This window comes from Paraburkholderia sp. SSBN10T, from assembly GCF_056619545.1.
In genome coordinates this window covers 149,863-166,894 of the sequence record NZ_JBWQQI010000005.1, presented here as the reverse complement: position 1 = coordinate 166,894, position 17,032 = coordinate 149,863, and the positions used below count along the sequence as shown (strand labels likewise).

Genomic DNA, 17,032 nt, shown 5'->3' with positions numbered 1-17,032 from the left:
TCGAAATGGCAGCGCTTCACAGGCGCTAGCTCACTTGGCCTAAACCTCCGACGAGTCCTTTTCGACGGGCTTAGTGGGGTTATCGTTGGAGTCGTGATGTGGTGTTCGAACAAGGCACAACCACACCACTAACATAAAGGCCCACAACCAATGCATGTGCATCTCCGCTCCATCGCCAACTTACCTATAGATCATAACTGGCGACGAACGAAGATAGATTTCAGCGTGGGCCTTATCTCTTACCTTGAACTACACGTCTTGCGGTAAAAATTCAGTAAAGAAACCGTAAATTTCTATCAGACCGTAGCGGGTGTCCAGCGATGAAGTGGCAACGTTGAGCGGCTTCACAAAACCATGCTCATCGAGTTCTATCGCCAGGAAGCTCTACGACTCGATCGCCCCCCTGCAGGCCGATCTGGCGCTTGGCTTGACCAGTACAGCAATGAGCGCGAACATCAAGGGCCATGATGCTATGGCAAGACGCCTATGCGTACCTTCCTCGGCACATTTGAACTCTCTAAGGAGAAACTGATTCCTCGCTGATCACCAAGTGGCAAAATACCTGCCGACCGAATTGCTGAACTGACTGAACTCACACCTCTGTCAGAGGAAATTGCGAGCAACTTCGACGAACTGAAGGGATGGATCCGGCATCGCGACTGGAAGATCGACAAGACTCTCGTTTATCTTCGCAAACGCTTGCTGGCGCTCGCGGCGTTCTGAGCCGCGAGCTAACGCTATTATTTCAGCGATCGCCCCTCTTTGTACCCGTGCATTCGATAATGGGTATAGGCATCCAGACCAGCTTCTGCGACGTCGGGATTGGCCTTCAGATAGCTCTCCGAATCAAACTCACCCGGTACGCGGCCCTCGTATCTTCCAGTCGTGAAGTAATGGTGTCCAGCGTCCCATCCCGACTCTGCAACGTCCGGATTTGATTTTAAATATCCTTCGGTATCGAACTTGATGTTCATGACCGATGCTGGCATACCAACCAGATCGTGGTAACAGGTGCATCCCTGCGCAAAGAAATGGCACACCAGTGCTTTTCGGCTTACCTGCTTTGTATCTCGCAGTTTGCTACCGCCATGCAGGAGGTTGGCATGCCACAGCAGCACATCCCCTTTTTTGGGGAGAAAGTAACTGGTTTCAAGCTTGTGCTTGACGATCAGATCCTGAATGGCCGGCTCGTAGATGCTGCGATATGCCTGATAACCAACGTCGAACGGAATGCTCAGATCGTCGGCCATCAAGTACGGCAATTTGTGGCTACCGGGGTGATAGACGAGCGGACCGGAGTCGGGGTGGATGTCTTCGAAGGCAATCCAGTTTGCCACCAGGTATCCGGTGGGATAGGTTGACATGTGGATCGAGTCGGAGTGTTGCAACTGCTCGCTACTCTTGTGGCCGCTGATGGTCTGATACGGCAGTGCACGCGTGCCGAGCAGAAGACTAACGATATCGCCCATTTTCTCGTCGAAAAGCATCTTCTTTATCTTATCGACGGAGAAATGAGGATTGAGAACGCGACCGGGAATGGTATCGCCGTCGAACAGTGGTTCATGCGGCGGTTTGACCTTTCCGGATGCAATGTCGGCCTCATACTCGGCCCATGTGGCATCAAGCTGTTCATGGCTAAAGAAGCCGTTGAGGATAACGTATCCATCGCGCTCCCACTTGCGGCACAGCTCAGCTTCTTCTTCGGTGATTTCCTGTGCGCGCAGTCGAGCATCAATCTGCTCGTGTGCATCCGGACGGTCGAGCCACGGATAAGGTCCAGAGTCCGGAAAATCCTTGTGACGGAAATTTTGAGTTGCAAGGTTTACGGGAATAATCGGAGCCACGGTACGATCATAGAATCGCTGTAGTTGCTCTTTCTTGGTTTGGTCGTTCACGATGAGTTTTTCAGAAGGGTTGCAGCCACATTAATTAGTAATCTTTTCGAGGCGGGCGGAGCTTATTTTTCTGAATATAACAGAAATTTACGGGTATCCGGTTTACGCGGTTGATTCCCGATGAGGTGCGCCGATGGAAATGCCAAACCTACAGCCTGGCGATCGCGTAACGCGGAGTTTCAACGCCCCAGGCGGATACGGGTATGTGATCCCCGTCGCAGCCGTCGTGCTGAATCTCACTGCGTCCCGTGCGCGAATTGCGGTCGCGCCAAAGATCAACGGTGAATGGGTTCGGGAAGAAAAGACCGTTTCACGTGAGAAGCTGACACCGCGCCTTGTTGCGGTGGAAGTTCTCGGCGAAGTCAACTAGGTAGAAGCAGCATGTCAGCGACGTACTACACGGACTGGAAGGCAATCGATTTCGAGCGGGCGAGGAAAGTCATTGAGCGCGGTGGAAAGTTGTTTGCGCTGCCTGGTTCGTTCTATCGTTGCGGCGGCTCGTACCGGCGAGGCCTGTCGACGAAACGGGGAGCGTGCTATCTCGTGAGCGACTACGTTTTTCGCGGTTTGGAATGCATTGTTGATCCTGCGACCGGTGAGTACCTTGCTTGTATAGACCGGGGACATAGCTGACAGGTGTGCGGGGACATGGTTGACACTTCCGGGTATCAAAACGCCCGGTCCCGACCATGCCCTGGAACGCAAGAGACACCATGAGCCTCCGACAGGAATTTGTTCATCTGGCCAGTCACGACACGCTGACGATCACCGAGTTGTGCCAGCGTTTCAACATCAGCCGGCAGACCGGCTACAAATGGCTCAAGCGTGGCGGGAACGCGCTGTCAGACCAGTCCCGGCGCCCGGCCACCAGCCCCCTGAAGACTCCCGCTGCGATGGAGCAGGAAGTGGTACGGCTGCGCCAGGCACATCCGCGCTGGGGCGGGCGCAAGATCAGCCGGCGCCTGCAGGATCTGGGCTTTGAGGCGGTGCCGCAGCCCAGCACCGTGACCGGCATCCTGCACCGGCATAACCTGATCCTGCCGGCCGATTCAGCCATGAGCGAACCGTGGAAGCGCTTTGAGCACGAGCAGCCCAACGTACTCTGGCAGATGGATTTCAAGGGGCACTTCGAGACGCTCCAGAAGCAGCGTTGCAGTCCCCTGACGGTGCTGGACGACCACTCGCGTTTCAGCATCCTGCTGCGTGCCTGCGGGCCGACAGACACCGCGACCGTGCAGGCGGGATTACGTGAGGCGTTCGGGCATTACGGCCTGCCGTTGCGCATCAACACCGATAACGGTTCGCCGTGGGGTTCGCCCGGCAGTCCGGGGCAGCTTACCGAACTGGCCGTCTGGCTGATCCGGCTGGGTATCCGCATCAGCTACAGCCGGCCGTATCACCCGCAGACCAATGGCAAGGATGAGCGGTTTCACCGTACGCTGAAGGCTGAAGTGCTGAACGGAAGAAGCTTCGCCACGCAGGAGCACGTGCAACAGGAACTGGACCGCTGGCGCACCGTGTATAACTGCGAACGCCCGCACGAGGCGATCGGCCTGGCCACGCCGGTCAGCCGTTACAGGCCCAGCCCCCGGGCGTATCCATCGATCCTGCGGGAACCTGAATATGGCCCGGACGACGTGGTGCTACGGGTCAAGTCAGATGGCCAGCTACGCTTTAAAGGCCAGAAACTCAAAGTCTCAAACGCACTTTATGGCCTGCCGGTTGCGGCATGCGCGAAGGTGGGCGAAGACGGTGTATTTGAATTCTGGTTTGCCCATCACCGCATCCTCACCCTTGACCTGAGGAACGGGAATCACTGACCATAAAGTGTCAACGATGTCTCCGCACGTCTGTCAACCATGTCCCCGGTCTATACACTTGCTACAACCAAATGAGCGGAAACGGGTACCACGGGACGGCGGCATTCCTTCTTAGTCCGATACTGCCGGAAGGATACGGGGGATTCATGAAGCCGCACCTGGGGCAATGCTCTGTGTGCAGTCGACGCTTGGTGACTGAGTTGAAGTTCGGAAACGGAACGTGCGGTGAGGTTCACCTGTGCGAAGCGAAACGCAAGGAACTTGCGATAGAGGACAAGCAGTGCGCGACTCGACGCCGCTGCGGTTCCTTTGCGCCGGCATCGGGTGATGCATGAGGTCCACCATGACGAAAGCCATGCCAGACGGACGCAGCAGTATCATTCCGTTCCCCGCCACCTCGAACAAGAACATGCCCGCGAACAACTGAACCTGGCTGCCTATGTCGTTTTGGTAGTCGATCACGACGACCATAATTACCACGTTAGCGTCCAGGTCATCCAGCCGCCTACGCATTGCCCGATTTGCAACTCTGACCGCTTGGTCGGCTTCGGCCGCCGCGAGCCGCTCGTGCGCGATCTGCCGATGCACGGCCGACGCGTCGGGATGTACGTAGGCACGCGCCGCATGCGCTGCCAGGCGTGCATTAAGACCTTCAGCGAAGCGCTACCCGACGTCGACGAGAGGCGGTCGATGACAGCACGCCTCGTAGCCTGGATCGGCAAGCAGGCGATCAAACGGACGTTCGCCAGCCTGGCCGAGGAAGTCGACATCAACGAGAGCACCGTGCGTTCGGTGTTCCGCGACTACGTGAGCGGGCTGCAAAAGCACATCAGGTTCGAGACGCGGAAATGGATGGGCATCGACGAGATCCACCTGATCCGCCCGCGCGGCGTCATCACGAATATTGCCAACAACACCATCGTCGAGTTGCTGCCGAACCGTAACAAAACGACCGTAGAACGGTACTTCTACGGGCTAGAAGGCTGCGACAAGGTGCAGTACGTGGCGATGGACATGTGGCGTCCGTATCGGGACGCTACGCGCGCCGTGCTGCCGCAGGCGACGATTGTCGTGGACAAGTTCCATGTCGTCCGGATGGCGAATGACGCCATGGAGTCGGCCCGCAAGGCAATTCGTGCCAACCTGACGACCAGCCAGCGGCGCGCCTTGATGCATGACCGCTTCGTACTGCTCAAGCGCGAGCGAGACCTGACCGATCAAGGCGGCTGTTGACGGACGGCTGGACGAAGAATTACCCGCTACTCGGCGACGCTTACAGACTCAAGGAAGCCTTCTATGGGATCTACGACAGCGCCACGCCGGGCGACGCGCACGACGCTTACGGCCACTGATTCAAGTCGATCCCGCACGGCTTGCACGGGCGCTTTGAGCCACTGACCAAGGCATCCCATAACTGGATGCCGGAGATTCTGACGTATTTTGAACATCCGATCACGAACGCCTACACCGAGTCGCTGAACAACCTGATCCAGGTGATGAACCGGCTCGGCCGGAGTTACAGCTTCCACGCCCTGCGGGCGAAGATCCTGTTTGCTGAAGGCGCGTTCAAGCGAACGAACAGTCGGCCGAAGTTCGAGCGGCGAGTCAAACCGCGCGAGGTGAACGACATGTTGCGACACGGCTTGCTGGATGACGCGATGGGTATGGGCCTTGCAGACCTGCTGGTGGTCGACAAGCCAGCGAAGGAGCCGCGCGCTCGCCCGGCATCAACACACGATCCAAAGAACTACGGCGTGGACATATCAACACTGGCGCGGCTGATTGAAGAAGGCAAGATTTGACCCGTTTCAACCACGAAATACGGATACCCGATATTTTCACATGCGTCGGAGACCACGGCGTTCTGGTCGATGCCCATGAGGCCGAATACTGGTAGCCACTGCACCGGGACTGCCATCGGCTCTACTCGCCCGCCCTGCACCGTGCCGGCGGGCAGGCCATGCTCGATCACGGCGTTGATTGCCGCGACCTGAACATGGTAGCTGCTACTGGCTTCTGCGATGCAGGCTTGAGGTGCAAGCACGGGTCAAGGGCTGCTCTGAATTCCGTATAATAGTAACTATACGGAATTTGCAAAACAAAACTTGTACTAGAGCAAATTTTCGTCGCATTCGTGCGACGTCCCGATTGCGACAATATGGCCGATGAACTCCGGCCAGAATGCCCAGAGAGAACAGCAAGAACTTTGCCTTCGGTAGGGCTTTGCGACGTTTGCGCAAAGGCAAGCACACGACTCAGCACGACCTGGCTGTGTTCGCACGTCTGGATAGGACGTTCATACCCCTGCTCGAACGCGGTGAAAATTCCCCGTCTCTGCGTACCATGCTTACCCTGTGCCGAGAACTCGACATAACGCTCACGGAAATGGCAGAGGCCATTGAGGCCGAACTATCGGAACGGGCGGCGGAGAATGGCCCCACACGGTTCGCATGACACTGGGAAGCTCGCCCCTCCTGAGGGCCACGAAGCTCCTTTCGTCACCTTGGTTTTCCAGTGCCCCAAGTAAATCCGCGCCGCGTTCGCCAGCTAGTCGAAGGCGATAGCGCGAAATCATTGAGATATCGCTTACTGGAGCTCTATGCGGCACCATTGATATGGGAATACGCCCTGCCCCACGTAGGCGCGATGCTGTGTGCACGAGCCCGCGTCGACCGTAAAGCCGTGCCGCTCCAAGATCGCCCTAGCCCCCTCCACGAGGCCGGCATTATCGTTACCAATGTCGCGCACGTCGTCAGCGCGCAATTGCAAGTGACACACGCTGTTGTCCCCCCTATGCCGTATCCAGTCGACCGAGGCGTGCAGACGCAGCCGCGCGATCGCGAAACGCATAGCGTTGCAGCCCTGCACACTGTCTCGGAGCCCCAGTTGGCCCGCAAGCGTGTCCATCTTCGCAACGTTCTCGATACGCCAGTTGTATTTGCCCTCTATTACCCCAAAGGCGGGGCCGCCTCGCGCGCGGACCATGTCATGGACATGCTGATCATAGAGCGGCGTGAATGGGAAGCTACCGTCAATCTGGGTGAATGCCAAAGTCGCCGGAAAGAACTGCGCAAGCCATCCCCATGCGGGGTTACCACCCACGAGAACCACAGTCGCTCTCTTCGGCTGCGCGATTGCCGGTACGTCGGCGCTATACGCATGCCATGCCCACCGCTCATGCCCCCAGGTCTCGACGCCACCCGCGAGCACGACCAGCGTGGCCGCGGAGAGCAGCCAAGCTGCCGCGCGCCTCGCGTGTGCGTAAGGTATCGCCTTGGTCAACAGCAGGTATACGACAAGGGGCGTCAGTGTCTCGATGGGGACGATATAGCGATAAATGCTGAAGACGATCATCCACAGCAGATAGCCGATCGCGACGAACCCGATGACATAGCGCGCCTTGCCGTCAAATAGAGCTTTATCCGGCTTGCGTAGGAGCCCCGCCGCGCGGGCTGTCGCCACAGTCCAGAAAAGCACATATACGAGCGGCCAGATGATCTGATGGAGCCGCGCCTGGCCGACGCGTTTAGAGTCTAAAGAGAAATAAAACGGCCATAGCAGGTATTCCGCGGGGTTTGTCGGCAACCAGGACTTGTCCGACACGCCCACTGACGGCGTAAGCGGATTCGGAAAAACGGAGCTGAACTGTGGGAAAAACGGATTGCGAAACGTGTCCCACATCTCCACCATCCACGGGCCACCTGCAGCGACAAGGCCAACAAGAGCGCCGACGCCGAAGATGAAGGCGACTCGAATCCGGAATTCAACCGTGCCCGGCACAAGCAGAAGTGATATGCACAGAGCAAGCGCATAGGTAGCATTCGTGAGCTTGAGCCCCATGCCAAGTCCGGCTAGGAGCCCGGCCGTCGTCGCTACGCTGATCGAACCGATCCGTTCCCAGCCGCGCAACAGCACGAGCAGGGATGACAGGATGAGCAGCGCCGTCGTATCGTCGCCCATCGCGTTTCCAACGCCCGAGAGGAAGTTCGCTGTCAGGACGCCTGCGATGGCGAGCAGCAGCGGCACTCTGTAGCGATCCTCTTCGGGAAGGTCGGCCAGCACACGCCGGATAACTGAATGCAGAAGCGGGAAATTCAACCCGTGCAAGGCACCCAGCGCGAAGCCGATGAGCGGAGCCGGAAGCCACTTATACAGGAGGAAGATTGCGGTATCGAGTGCAGGGTTAAAGTATGATTGCATTCCAGCGGCCGCAAAGTCCAGATGCAGCTTGCCATGAAGCAGAGCAAAAGCGTTATAAAGGTGGTAGTTGAAGCTGTCCCAGTTGCGGTCCTGTCCGAGCAGAAGCGACCAAAGACCGAATAGCAGCGGTACCCATATTCGCGCGAGCGTCGTTGTCCGGGACGAATTCAGGTCTATCGATTTAACGCGTCGCCAGAGCGACACTCCTTGCAGTGATTGTTCCGTTACGTTCATATGATGTTCAACGGTGTTTGAAGACCCACAGTTTTGCGCCGACGAAGTTGACGACAAGGCCCGCGATTGAGCCAGATGCAACGGAGATGAGTGGCAGGAACGGCATGCCCCGCAGCGAGAATACGGCGGCCGAGTACACCGCATAGTTGACAGTCCCACCCGCAGCCATCGCGAGCAGGTATCGCCACCATTCCAGCCACAGCGAACCATCTGCCGGCGCAAAGGTGAAGCGTCGGTTGATCTGCCAAGTGCAGCATACCGCGCACAGAAACGAGACGGCCCGGCCGAGGAAATAGCCGAGTCCGATCGCCAGACACCCGTACAACACGCCGGCGTCGACGGCAAAGCCGGCTACGCCCGCGACGCCGAACCGTAGGAACTCGCGATGCGCGCTATTCACGGGACTTCCGGCCCGGCGCGGGCACGCGCAGATATGCAAAACGCTTCGCCTCAGAACGTCCACGCGTCACGGTGTCGAGCACGATCCCACAGACGAGCAGTATTGAGCCGAACAGCATAAGTGCGGCGCACAACAATGCCGTCGGCAGGCGAGGCACGAGCCCCGTTTGCAGATATGTGTCCAGCAATGGCACCGCGAGGATCACGGACAACAACGCGCAGACGACGAAACCGATCGAGAAGAACAGGAGCGGCTTCTCGGCCTTGAACAGGCGCAGGATCGTCATCAGTATCCGCACTCCATCGCGGTACGTGTTCAGCTTGCTCTCAGAACCTTCCGGCCGCGAACGATATACGGTCGGCACTTCAGCCACTGGCATGCGCAGCTCCAGCGCATGCACGGCGAGTTCCGTTTCTGTTTCGAATCCTGACGAATGCGCTGGGAAGGACTTCGCGTAGCGACGGGAAAACACCCGGTAGCCGGACAGCATGTCGCTGAAGGTGCGGCCAAAAATCGCCGCTGCAAATCGCGTGAGCAGGACATTGCCGAACCTGTGGCCAAGTCGGTATGCTGCCTCTTCGTTGGATTCGCGTGCTCCAACCACCATGTCGAGCCCCTCATCCAGCAGCAGCCCCACTAATTGCGGCGCGACCGTCGCATCGTACGTATCGTCGCCATCCACGAGCACGTATACATCTGCCTCGACGTCGGCGAACATGCGACGAATGACGTTTCCCTTGCCTTGATAATTCACCGCACGGACCGTCGCGCCACATCGCGCTGCGACCGCCTTCGTCGCGTCAGTCGACTTATTGTCGAAGACATAGAGGCGCGCGCCCGGTAGTGCCGTACGAAAGCTTCCAATCACATTGGCGATCGTCTGCGCTTCGTTGTAACAGGGAACCAGTACGGCCACATGACCGAAATCGTTATCCAGTCGGTGACCTGGACTATCGAAAAATTGTGCTTGCACGTTGAACGCGGTCCTTCGTCGTTTCTTGCTGTATTTGATCGAAGCTGGCTCGATCACGGATTTATCCAGTTCTTGGCGTATGCTTAGCGATGACGCTGACGTTACCGCAGTCCTCTCTTCGGCATGCCGGCCCAACGTCGTGGCTAACGCATAATCATCGAATGTTTCGCATTATCTCAGAGCCGCATGCCGCGAGCCCCACTTGTAGCCTCGCGCCTTTCGACGGCGTTACAGGCGCACGTCCCACCGCGCGGCTCCTATGCGACAGCGTTAATCGAAAACGCAGCGCCATATTGCCACGGTGCGCCTCGTATGCCAAAAGCGATCGACACCCCTTAATCGGGAAGACTGCCGTGCAAGATCGCGATTGGGGATGCTTACGCATCTCCTGTCGCTCCATCACCGGCTCATGCTGACATGCCGTTTCGGTTCGGCCCTGCGGGAGAGTGGCAACTTGCCGATTTTGCGCCATCGCAAAAAAAGCCAGGCAATTGCTTGGCCAAAATCCCCGAGAGGCTGCGGGGCTTGAGAGACGGAAGAATTTACCTGCCAAAAGGGGGCTTGCTGCGCTAAGATCTGGCGCAAAAATATGCTTTGCTCCTATTTGGTCCGGCGCGTCTAATACTACTATGTGGGTCGGTCAGCGCAACACGCCCGTTCTGGATGGCACGCCTCTCGTCACCGAGTTGCGAGAACTGGTTGCCGATCTACCTATATATGGCTACCGACGTGCATGGGACGGGATGCGCTAGGCCAGCCTCGTGTCGATGCAAAATGGGTTATCGAGTCATGTGTCGCTACGGCCTGCTGCCCGAACGCGCCCAATTTACGCGTCGGCGGGATGCTGTGGACAGGAGCAACGTCCGCTGGAGTTCGGACGGTTTCGAATTTCGCTACGGCGACGGTGTCCTGTTTTAAAGGCCGATAGCGAAATCGAATGACTCAGCGACAACAGTTCCTGCGGCATTGCTGAAGAGACGCTCACGTTTTCGTAGCAAATCGGTTTGAAACCCGTCACGACACGCCGGTCAGGAGTCCGTAGAGCAACGGGATGGCCGAGAGCTTCGTCAAAACGATGAGGAGATGGGAGGTTTCGTGTATACCTAAGCCGGACGCGAGAACGGCATTGCAGAGCTTGGCCATCGCGTTCCACTATAACGAGTCGCGTCCGCACAGTGCCTGAAATACCGCTCACCACGTGAGTTTTGCCAACTAGCAAATTCACCAACCGAAGCATGACTGAATATCCGGTCATGCTGAGGCATGTCCAAGTTGAGCTGAATTAAATTTTACGGAGTGGTCAAATGCTCGGCGTTTATCGCCTCATCTTATCGATCATGGTCGTGGTCTCTCATCTTGGAGAGGGACCTGCTTGTATCAGTCAAATTGGAATATTTTCAGTATTTGGCTTCTACACCGTCTCAGGATTTCTGATCACACTGATACTGAGGAACAACTACGCCGCAGACTCATTGGGTTACTGGAAAAATCGCTTCCTCAGGATTTACCCACCATATTTCGTGATTGCCGCTGCAACGCTCGTATGCCTCTATGCGACACCTGATCCGCAGGCTTTTCATCCGGTCTGGGTAGTGAGCTAGCGATTTCAGGACTGGCTCGGAAATTTCGTTATTTTCCCGTTCGTCGCCGGGGACGAGCGCTTCCGGATCATTCCTCCCGCGTGGTCGGTAGCGGTGGAAATCGTCAACTACTTCCTGCTTTGGGCGTTGATCGCGCGAAACAGGACGACAACTTTCTGCGTACTTATGCTCTCCACCGTGTGGCACGTATTCTCGCTCGCACATGGTGCGCCATGGAGTGATCGCTACTTTCCCTTCTATGCAGCGACGCTACCTTTCTCACTTGGCGCTAGCATCTACTGGATCAGGGACGGTAGTTATCTGAAATGGAACAACCGCTCTTATGTTATCGCCACTGCCATATTGGCAGGCCTTTCAGTGACGAATACCGCTCTTGCAGGCTGGTTCGGAGGAACATCGGGGCGCCATTTTAATGCGTCTACGCGAACACTATTTTTATGTTCCTGCTTGTCGCCGTTTGCTCGAAGATTTCGCCGACAGTTAAACTACGTCGCATCGACAAGTGGCTCGGCGACTTAGGTTATCCTGTTTTTCTCGTACACTGGCTCGTCGGCTACGTTTTGTCGATGGTGGCCTTCCACAGTGTCGTTACACGCGGATAGGCGTTTGTCGCTGCTTCTCTCCCAGCTGTTTTCGTTTCGTCTCTAGCGATTAATACGATGACGAATATCGTCATAGAGCCGGTCAGAAATGCAATTTGTGGCCGGCGCCGCAAAGCACGGCATTGATCGCATCACCCAGCGTTCCCTTCAGCCAGTTCCTGTCGAGTTTGCCATCTGCCTTCATATGACCGATCGCTGGCTCGATCGCGCTGCGCCGCCGGATCATGGCGCGCAGCGTTCGCGTGATGCCACGCCGCAGACCGGGGTGGTAGACCTTGACGCCATCCGGTTCGGCGCCCCGATAGCCACGATCGACGATGGCGATTTCCGCTTTGACGTCACTGAGAATCGCCGCCTGCTCCAGCGCTTCTTCCAGGGTATGGCCGTCATACGGGTTGCCGGGCATCGAGCGCGCGCCCACCACCAGTCCTTCCCGGTGCGTCGTCGTGATCGACACTTTCACCCCGAATTCGTACGGTGTTCGCGCTTTGCCTTTCGCCAGACACTCGACTTCCGGTGCGTGCAGCGCATACAGCTTGTTTTTGTCCTTCGTCTTCTGCGTCAGGATCCGTCTGGTTCGGGCGATCAGTTCCTGCAACTCTGCCCGCTTGCCACCAGCTACCGCGCCGAGTTGCCGCTCGACATCGCGCATGACCCGACCCACGCGTGAGCGCAGGGTACGCAGCGCCTTTCCCATCCGCCGGTATTGCTTCGCATGTGCGTAGCGGCCGATCTGCGTGGCCAGGCGCGGCGCCTCGCGGTTGTAGTTCTGCCGCAGTTTCAGGCCGTGCCGCGCAGCGGCCTTCACCAGATGTTCACGACAACGCTCCAGCAGCCGCGAGTCAGTCGGATGTGCAATCGCCTTTGGCATCACAGTTGTATCGACGATGACCCGCTTCGCGCTCGACGCCTTGATCACGCCGGCACGCTTCGCCGCCTCGATCGTCTCGGCGAGCAGTTCCTCGACGCCGGCTTCGCCAAGCCGTTTGCGCCACCGCGTCAGACTCGATGGATCGATCGGCGGGTCGGTCTGCAGATACGTCTCGCCCGTAAAAACCTGCCAGTACGGGTTTTCCACCCATTGCCACACCACATCCTCATCAGACAGGTCGAAGGCGTGCTGCAGATACAGCAGACCGGCGATCAGTCGCGGTGATGTCGCTGGTCTGCCTTTACCCGAGACAAAGCTCGCGCTCATCGAAGCGCCGAGCCGTTCCCAGTTGATCAGCTCGGCCAGGCGTACCAGCGGGTGCTTGAGGTTGATCTGTTCGCGCAGCGGATGCCGGAACAGATCCTTCTCCGCTACAGGTGCCTTTGGACCCATCTGAACCTCGTCAGAATTTGCAGGCTTCACGCAGTAATATGCCTGGCCTCTGCAATTCCAACAACACGATTTCTATCGGCAAGCCCCGCTGCTTAAGGCTCCACGGATTGTTCAGGACGGACTGATTAACGTCACTCGGCTAACGCCGAGTATTCTGGATCTGACTTGGACGTTTCCTATTCGCGATCAGCAGCCAACCACCGGGTTCGATGGCAACACCACCGGATCATTGGGGGAATAGGGGCTGATCACATAATATGTCTTGTATATTGAGCGTAACCTGGCAGAGCAAATTTGATATCGCTCAGTGTCGCCGCATTCGCTTGCTTTGGCGATAATTTGGTCAATCCATCCGAACCGGATTTCCCGTATGGGGATGTGGCCGAGTCTCATAGAAATCGAAGAAGTGCTTCTGCCATAACGCACATACCGTGTCCATTTGATCCACTAATCGTGTATCGAAGGTGCCGGACGCGTCTGCGTCGTCAATCTTTTTCCGCATGCGCTCAAACAGCAATTTTTCAAAATCGTTAATGCAGTAACCGGATACCTCTTGCATGCTGAATGGGTAAGCTGCTCGGGCCAGTTCAGGATGCAGCGACATATAGGTGCTAAACAGCCGTTCGACGATGAAGGGTAGGAGCGGCGCTGGGTCGGTGTGGGTAGTGTCAAGCATAGCGGCGCGCGCCGCTTCATGGGACGGATCATCTTCGAGGAAGTCGGCAATCGGAATCAAGACGCCGCCGACATATTCGTCCCAAAACCGCTGCGATCCTACCCAGAAATTGCAGTACGCTAGCAACCCCGGCCCGTGACGCGGCGTGTCACCAATCGTCCAGTGCAGCCCGCTGGCGTCTAGGAGTGTCTGCGCTGCCTGCGTCAAGCCAGGATGCGCATGCTCACCCTGCATCCAGACGTTATACGACCAGTACGCAAGCTGTGGAAACGGATTGATGAAGCAGACATCCGAGCTCAAATGGTTTCGCACAAAATCGATAAACGCTGCGCCGGAAATCTTCGATTTCAGAGTGAACTTCGGCGAAAACACGCCAGTATAGTCGTGCCGAAGATGCTCACCATTCCGGTACATATCGATCAAAATCTTGAATTCGCGCCACTCGGGGCGCGAATTGTCCTCGCGTACCAGCGGCAGAAACTCGCCGCAGGTCAGCGTCTGATCGGGTGAGTAGATCGGCTCGAATATCGCGACGGTTTTGCTCATACGTGACCTGCACGTTCGAGGCAGAAGCGATTCAAATCGGCGCGCCACTTTAGATAGGTAAATGACGCGTTCGGCACAGTGAAGCTGGGATAGTGGGTTTCGATCGGAACCGCCAGGAGGTGTTGGACTACCACGCTGATCGGGCCACCATGCGCGACCGCAATGATCAATCCTGTTTGTTGAGTCTTCGGCAGAACCTCTGAATTGACCCACGCCTGCACCCGCTCGGCCATATCCAGATGCGATTCACCTTCTTCATAACGGTTTCGGATGTCCTTGTTGAAATCCGGAAACGACCGATTGAAGTCAGCTTCGAGCCACGATCCGTATTTACCGGGATGTGTCTCTGCGAGCCGCGCATCGAACGTCATGGGCGTTGACTCGCCGAACACCAGTTCGGCTGTCTGACGTGCTCGTGCCCATGGGCTGCAGTAAATCTGCGCCGGCTCGAAGGCGAATCTATCGAGCGTAGCTGCGAGATTGATCGATTGGGTCTTGCCGAGCTCGGTTAGACCGTCCTTGTCGGTCGAGATCAGTAATCCTTTTTCATTGGCAACCGATTGGCCATGCCTGATCAATAAGAGATCCATAATAGTGTGCCCTGTTTAGACTGGATTCTCGCCTCTCACGAGTTCAAGAAATGTCTTTGCCGGTCCGGCGAGACCGAATCTCTCGTGAGCGTCGTCATAAGCTTTGCGCCGCAACGAATTGCGCAGTTGCTGATCCTGATATAGCTCTTCCATCGCGCTGGCCCACTCTTCCGCAGTGTTATTCACGAGGAGACCGGTATTGCCATGCGAAACTGCCTCTTCGTATACAGGCGATCGTGAATAGATGCCGGGGATGCCTAGGCTGCCATAGTCGATGTATTTGATGCACGACTTGCAGCTGTTGAAGAACAGCGCATCGGGATCCTCACGTCCGCCTAGTGGCACGATCGAGAACATATAACCTGCGTCCCGAATGGCGGCCTTATACGCTGAATTCTCCAGAAAGCCCTTTGAGACTAGCCGCGGAATTCGTGACATCTCGGGGAACCCATCGCCCCAGAATTCAAAGGCAACATCAGGATGCCGCTGCAAGAAATCGATGATGACCCTGAAAAATTCCTTCCTGAACTGGACAAGCTTGATGCCATCCGTGTTCGAGAACAGGATCTTCGGCGGGTTCGCTTCATGCCAGCTTGATGGGTCAGACGGCAGTGCCTGATGATCGAAGCCGTTGGGGATGACGACAACCGACGGCCTGATTCGCCGCAACTTGTTTCGCAGGGTTTCGTTCGAGACAGTGGCAATCGACGCTTGCCGGATGAGCCAGGTGATGTTTGCCAACAAGTCGTCGTTCAAATCGGTGACGCTGTACATCGGCAAGTCTATGATCCAGTCGTCCATATCGTAGATGGTGCGCAGTCCAAGATCGTTGGCCATACGCATCACGTCGGTGGCACGGTTCGAGCTATGCTTGTTGAACAGCACAGCATCGAAACGCCGCAACTGCCCAACAGTCACGTCGCTTTCGACAATCTCTTCCCACTCAAGCATCCCGTTGTTGGCCATGTAGCCTAGAAGCGGGCCAAAGCGGGCAGCGATCGACCGTGACATCAGTCTGTCGTGGGAGAGCGAGATTCGCTGAACAACTAGTAGACGCGGAATCTTCGGCATTTCAAATACTTTCTCGTGCAAGCAGGTCGGCGATTTGCGGGCCGATGATCGATGCTGAATGACGTGCCATCACGCGGTCATAAGTCGTTGCTACCTTTGCATCGCGGTCGGGGTCGTTGATCGCGCCCGCGATCGCGGATGCTATTGAGCTCACGGAGTCTGTCGATGTGTACCACACGCCGGCTTCAAAATGCTCTCGCTGCCAGGGGCCGTCGGACATGATCAAGGGCTTCTGCATGATTGCGCCCTCTAGGCTCGACCGGCCTGGCGGATCGATACTCGGCTCAACCATCACGTTGCAGTTGGCAATGATCGATCTGAGCAGGGCGCTGCAAGGCTGGACGAACGGCAGAAAGCTGATGCCAGGATGAGCTTCCGCGACGCATTGCCGATAATAGTCGTCGTCACGCGCGCCTCCTACAAACAAACCATCTAGCTTAAGCTCATTCAAGGCCCTGATCGTGTTTAGCTGATTCTTGATTGGCTCGATCAGGCCTAGACACAGTGCGAAGTCGGTACTATTTGAAACCGTCGACAACAGATCTTTGTCGGGCTGCGCCAGAAAACGGTTCGATACGCAGGTGGGCAGGACTTCGATTTTCTCTGCTGGCACCTGAATGTATTGCGTAAAATTTTCGAGTTCCGCGTGCGACTTGAATAATAGCTTGTGCGCGATACGCGTAATTTCCTGAATGCGCTCGACCTCACCGGCCGGAATGGGGCCGAGCCACCAAACGTTTGGCCAGAGGAAGATGCGCTTGTTTCTGATTGCCGCTTCACGCAATATGGCGTGGCTGTCGGCATGCACAGAGAAATGAATCACACCGTCGTAGAAGCTGAGTGGACGGCTACCAATACCGTAGATGTCAGTATGGACGCCAGACGCCTTGAGAATCTCGGCAACCTGCACGAGTTCCGATTCGCCACCGCCACTGACGGTAAACGCGGTGCTGTAGGTCGTCAGAATGAATTTGAGTCCGGTCATACGTTTCTCCCCGATACGCCAGCATCAACAAATGCGAGGATGCGGTCTTCGCCGAAGGGAGCACGCGACCTGACGCCCTGCACGAGTCGGACCTTGTCTCCGCGCGCGGGGAGAG

16 protein-coding genes and 2 pseudogenes are annotated in these 17,032 nt (G+C 56.8%); 8 read left to right on the top strand and 10 right to left on the bottom strand.

All coding sequences use genetic code 11. The annotated features are described in order from the left end of the window. Positions 1–740: 740 nt before the first annotated feature. The gene (locus AC1ECK_RS09870; protein ID WP_480318386.1) at positions 741–1,895 is read right to left on the bottom strand and encodes a phytanoyl-CoA dioxygenase family protein; all 1,155 of its coding nucleotides are present in this window, start codon (positions 1,893–1,895) and stop codon (positions 741–743) included. A gap of 133 nt (positions 1,896–2,028) precedes the next feature. On the opposite strand from AC1ECK_RS09870, the gene AC1ECK_RS09865 reads away from it, so the two are divergent. The 5 genes from AC1ECK_RS09865 to AC1ECK_RS09845 all read left to right on the top strand — a co-directional run bounded on the left by AC1ECK_RS09865 (position 2,029) and on the right by AC1ECK_RS09845 (position 5,517). Then, the gene (locus AC1ECK_RS09865) at positions 2,029–2,265 is read left to right on the top strand and encodes a hypothetical protein (RefSeq protein ID WP_480318384.1); all 237 of its coding nucleotides are present in this window, start codon (positions 2,029–2,031) and stop codon (positions 2,263–2,265) included. 319 nt (positions 2,266–2,584) lie between these two features. Next, positions 2,585–3,715, top strand: a complete 1,131-nt coding sequence (locus AC1ECK_RS09860; protein ID WP_480318382.1) for an IS481 family transposase — start codon at positions 2,585–2,587, stop codon at positions 3,713–3,715. 327 nt (positions 3,716–4,042) lie between these two features. Beyond that, complete coding sequence (locus AC1ECK_RS09855; protein WP_480318380.1) at positions 4,043–4,948, top strand: ISL3 family transposase; 906 nt, start codon at positions 4,043–4,045, stop codon at positions 4,946–4,948. After that, a complete protein-coding gene (locus AC1ECK_RS09850; RefSeq protein WP_480318378.1) occupies positions 4,945–5,067 on the top strand; it encodes a hypothetical protein in 123 nt (40 codons plus the stop codon). Before AC1ECK_RS09855 ends, AC1ECK_RS09850 begins: the two co-directional genes overlap by 4 nt. 66 nt (positions 5,068–5,133) lie before the next feature. Continuing rightward, positions 5,134–5,517: a transposase gene (locus AC1ECK_RS09845; protein WP_480318376.1), complete on the top strand. Its 384-nt coding sequence runs from the start codon at positions 5,134–5,136 to the stop codon at positions 5,515–5,517. On the opposite strand, the gene AC1ECK_RS09840 is transcribed toward AC1ECK_RS09845, so the two are convergent. Beyond that, positions 5,463–5,759: a hypothetical protein gene (locus tag AC1ECK_RS09840; RefSeq protein ID WP_480318374.1), complete on the bottom strand. Its 297-nt coding sequence runs from the start codon at positions 5,757–5,759 to the stop codon at positions 5,463–5,465. The two genes, AC1ECK_RS09845 and AC1ECK_RS09840, sit on opposite strands and share 55 nt — an antisense overlap. A 137-nt stretch (positions 5,760–5,896) precedes the next feature. Here AC1ECK_RS09840 and AC1ECK_RS09835 point away from each other — a divergent pair, with 137 nt between their 5' ends. Continuing rightward, the gene (locus AC1ECK_RS09835) at positions 5,897–6,169 is read left to right on the top strand and encodes a helix-turn-helix domain-containing protein (protein WP_480318372.1); all 273 of its coding nucleotides are present in this window, start codon (positions 5,897–5,899) and stop codon (positions 6,167–6,169) included. Positions 6,170–6,301: 132 nt separating this feature from the next. Here the strand turns inward: AC1ECK_RS09835 and AC1ECK_RS09830 are convergent, their stop codons facing one another. From AC1ECK_RS09830 to AC1ECK_RS09820, 3 genes are read right to left on the bottom strand one after another with little or no spacing between them, the layout of a single operon-like run. Beyond that, entirely contained in the window at positions 6,302–8,149 is a 1,848-nt protein-coding gene (locus tag AC1ECK_RS09830) for a hypothetical protein (protein WP_480318370.1), read from the bottom strand. 7 nt (positions 8,150–8,156) lie between these two features. Continuing rightward, entirely contained in the window at positions 8,157–8,549 is a 393-nt protein-coding gene (locus AC1ECK_RS09825) for a GtrA family protein (protein WP_480318368.1), read from the bottom strand. Then, positions 8,542–9,465 carry a glycosyltransferase family 2 protein gene (locus AC1ECK_RS09820; protein WP_480318808.1) on the bottom strand — a complete coding sequence of 308 codons (924 nt, stop codon included), beginning with the start codon at positions 9,463–9,465 and terminating at the stop codon, positions 8,542–8,544. Before AC1ECK_RS09820 ends, AC1ECK_RS09825 begins: the two co-directional genes overlap by 8 nt. Positions 9,466–10,220: 755 nt before the next feature. Here AC1ECK_RS09820 and AC1ECK_RS09815 point away from each other — a divergent pair. Together AC1ECK_RS09815 and AC1ECK_RS09810 are read left to right on the top strand one after the other, a co-directional pair. After that, a pseudogene (locus AC1ECK_RS09815) lies at positions 10,221–10,761 on the top strand (integrase core domain-containing protein); the annotation flags it as partial. Positions 10,762–10,826: 65 nt separating this feature from the next. Beyond that, the gene (locus AC1ECK_RS09810; RefSeq protein ID WP_480318366.1) at positions 10,827–11,123 is read left to right on the top strand and encodes an acyltransferase family protein; all 297 of its coding nucleotides are present in this window, start codon (positions 10,827–10,829) and stop codon (positions 11,121–11,123) included. Positions 11,124–11,676: 553 nt separating this feature from the next. Here the strand turns inward: AC1ECK_RS09810 and AC1ECK_RS09805 are convergent. The 5 genes and pseudogenes from AC1ECK_RS09805 to AC1ECK_RS09785 form a co-directional block, all read right to left on the bottom strand. Beyond that, a pseudogene (locus AC1ECK_RS09805) lies at positions 11,677–13,049 on the bottom strand (IS5 family transposase). 343 nt (positions 13,050–13,392) lie between these two features. Next, positions 13,393–14,271, bottom strand: a complete 879-nt coding sequence (locus AC1ECK_RS09800; protein WP_480318364.1) for a hypothetical protein — start codon at positions 14,269–14,271, stop codon at positions 13,393–13,395. Next, positions 14,268–14,861, bottom strand: a complete 594-nt coding sequence (locus AC1ECK_RS09795; RefSeq protein ID WP_480318362.1) for a histidine phosphatase family protein — start codon at positions 14,859–14,861, stop codon at positions 14,268–14,270. Before AC1ECK_RS09795 ends, AC1ECK_RS09800 begins: the two co-directional genes overlap by 4 nt. Positions 14,862–14,876: 15 nt before the next feature. Further along, positions 14,877–15,932 (bottom strand): glycosyltransferase, encoded by a 1,056-nt coding sequence (locus AC1ECK_RS09790; RefSeq protein WP_480318360.1) that lies wholly within the window; start codon positions 15,930–15,932, stop codon positions 14,877–14,879. A 1-nt stretch (position 15,933) separates the two neighbouring features. Beyond that, entirely contained in the window at positions 15,934–16,917 is a 984-nt protein-coding gene (locus tag AC1ECK_RS09785; protein WP_480318358.1) for a glycosyltransferase family 4 protein, read from the bottom strand. Positions 16,918–17,032: the final 115 nt, after the last annotated feature.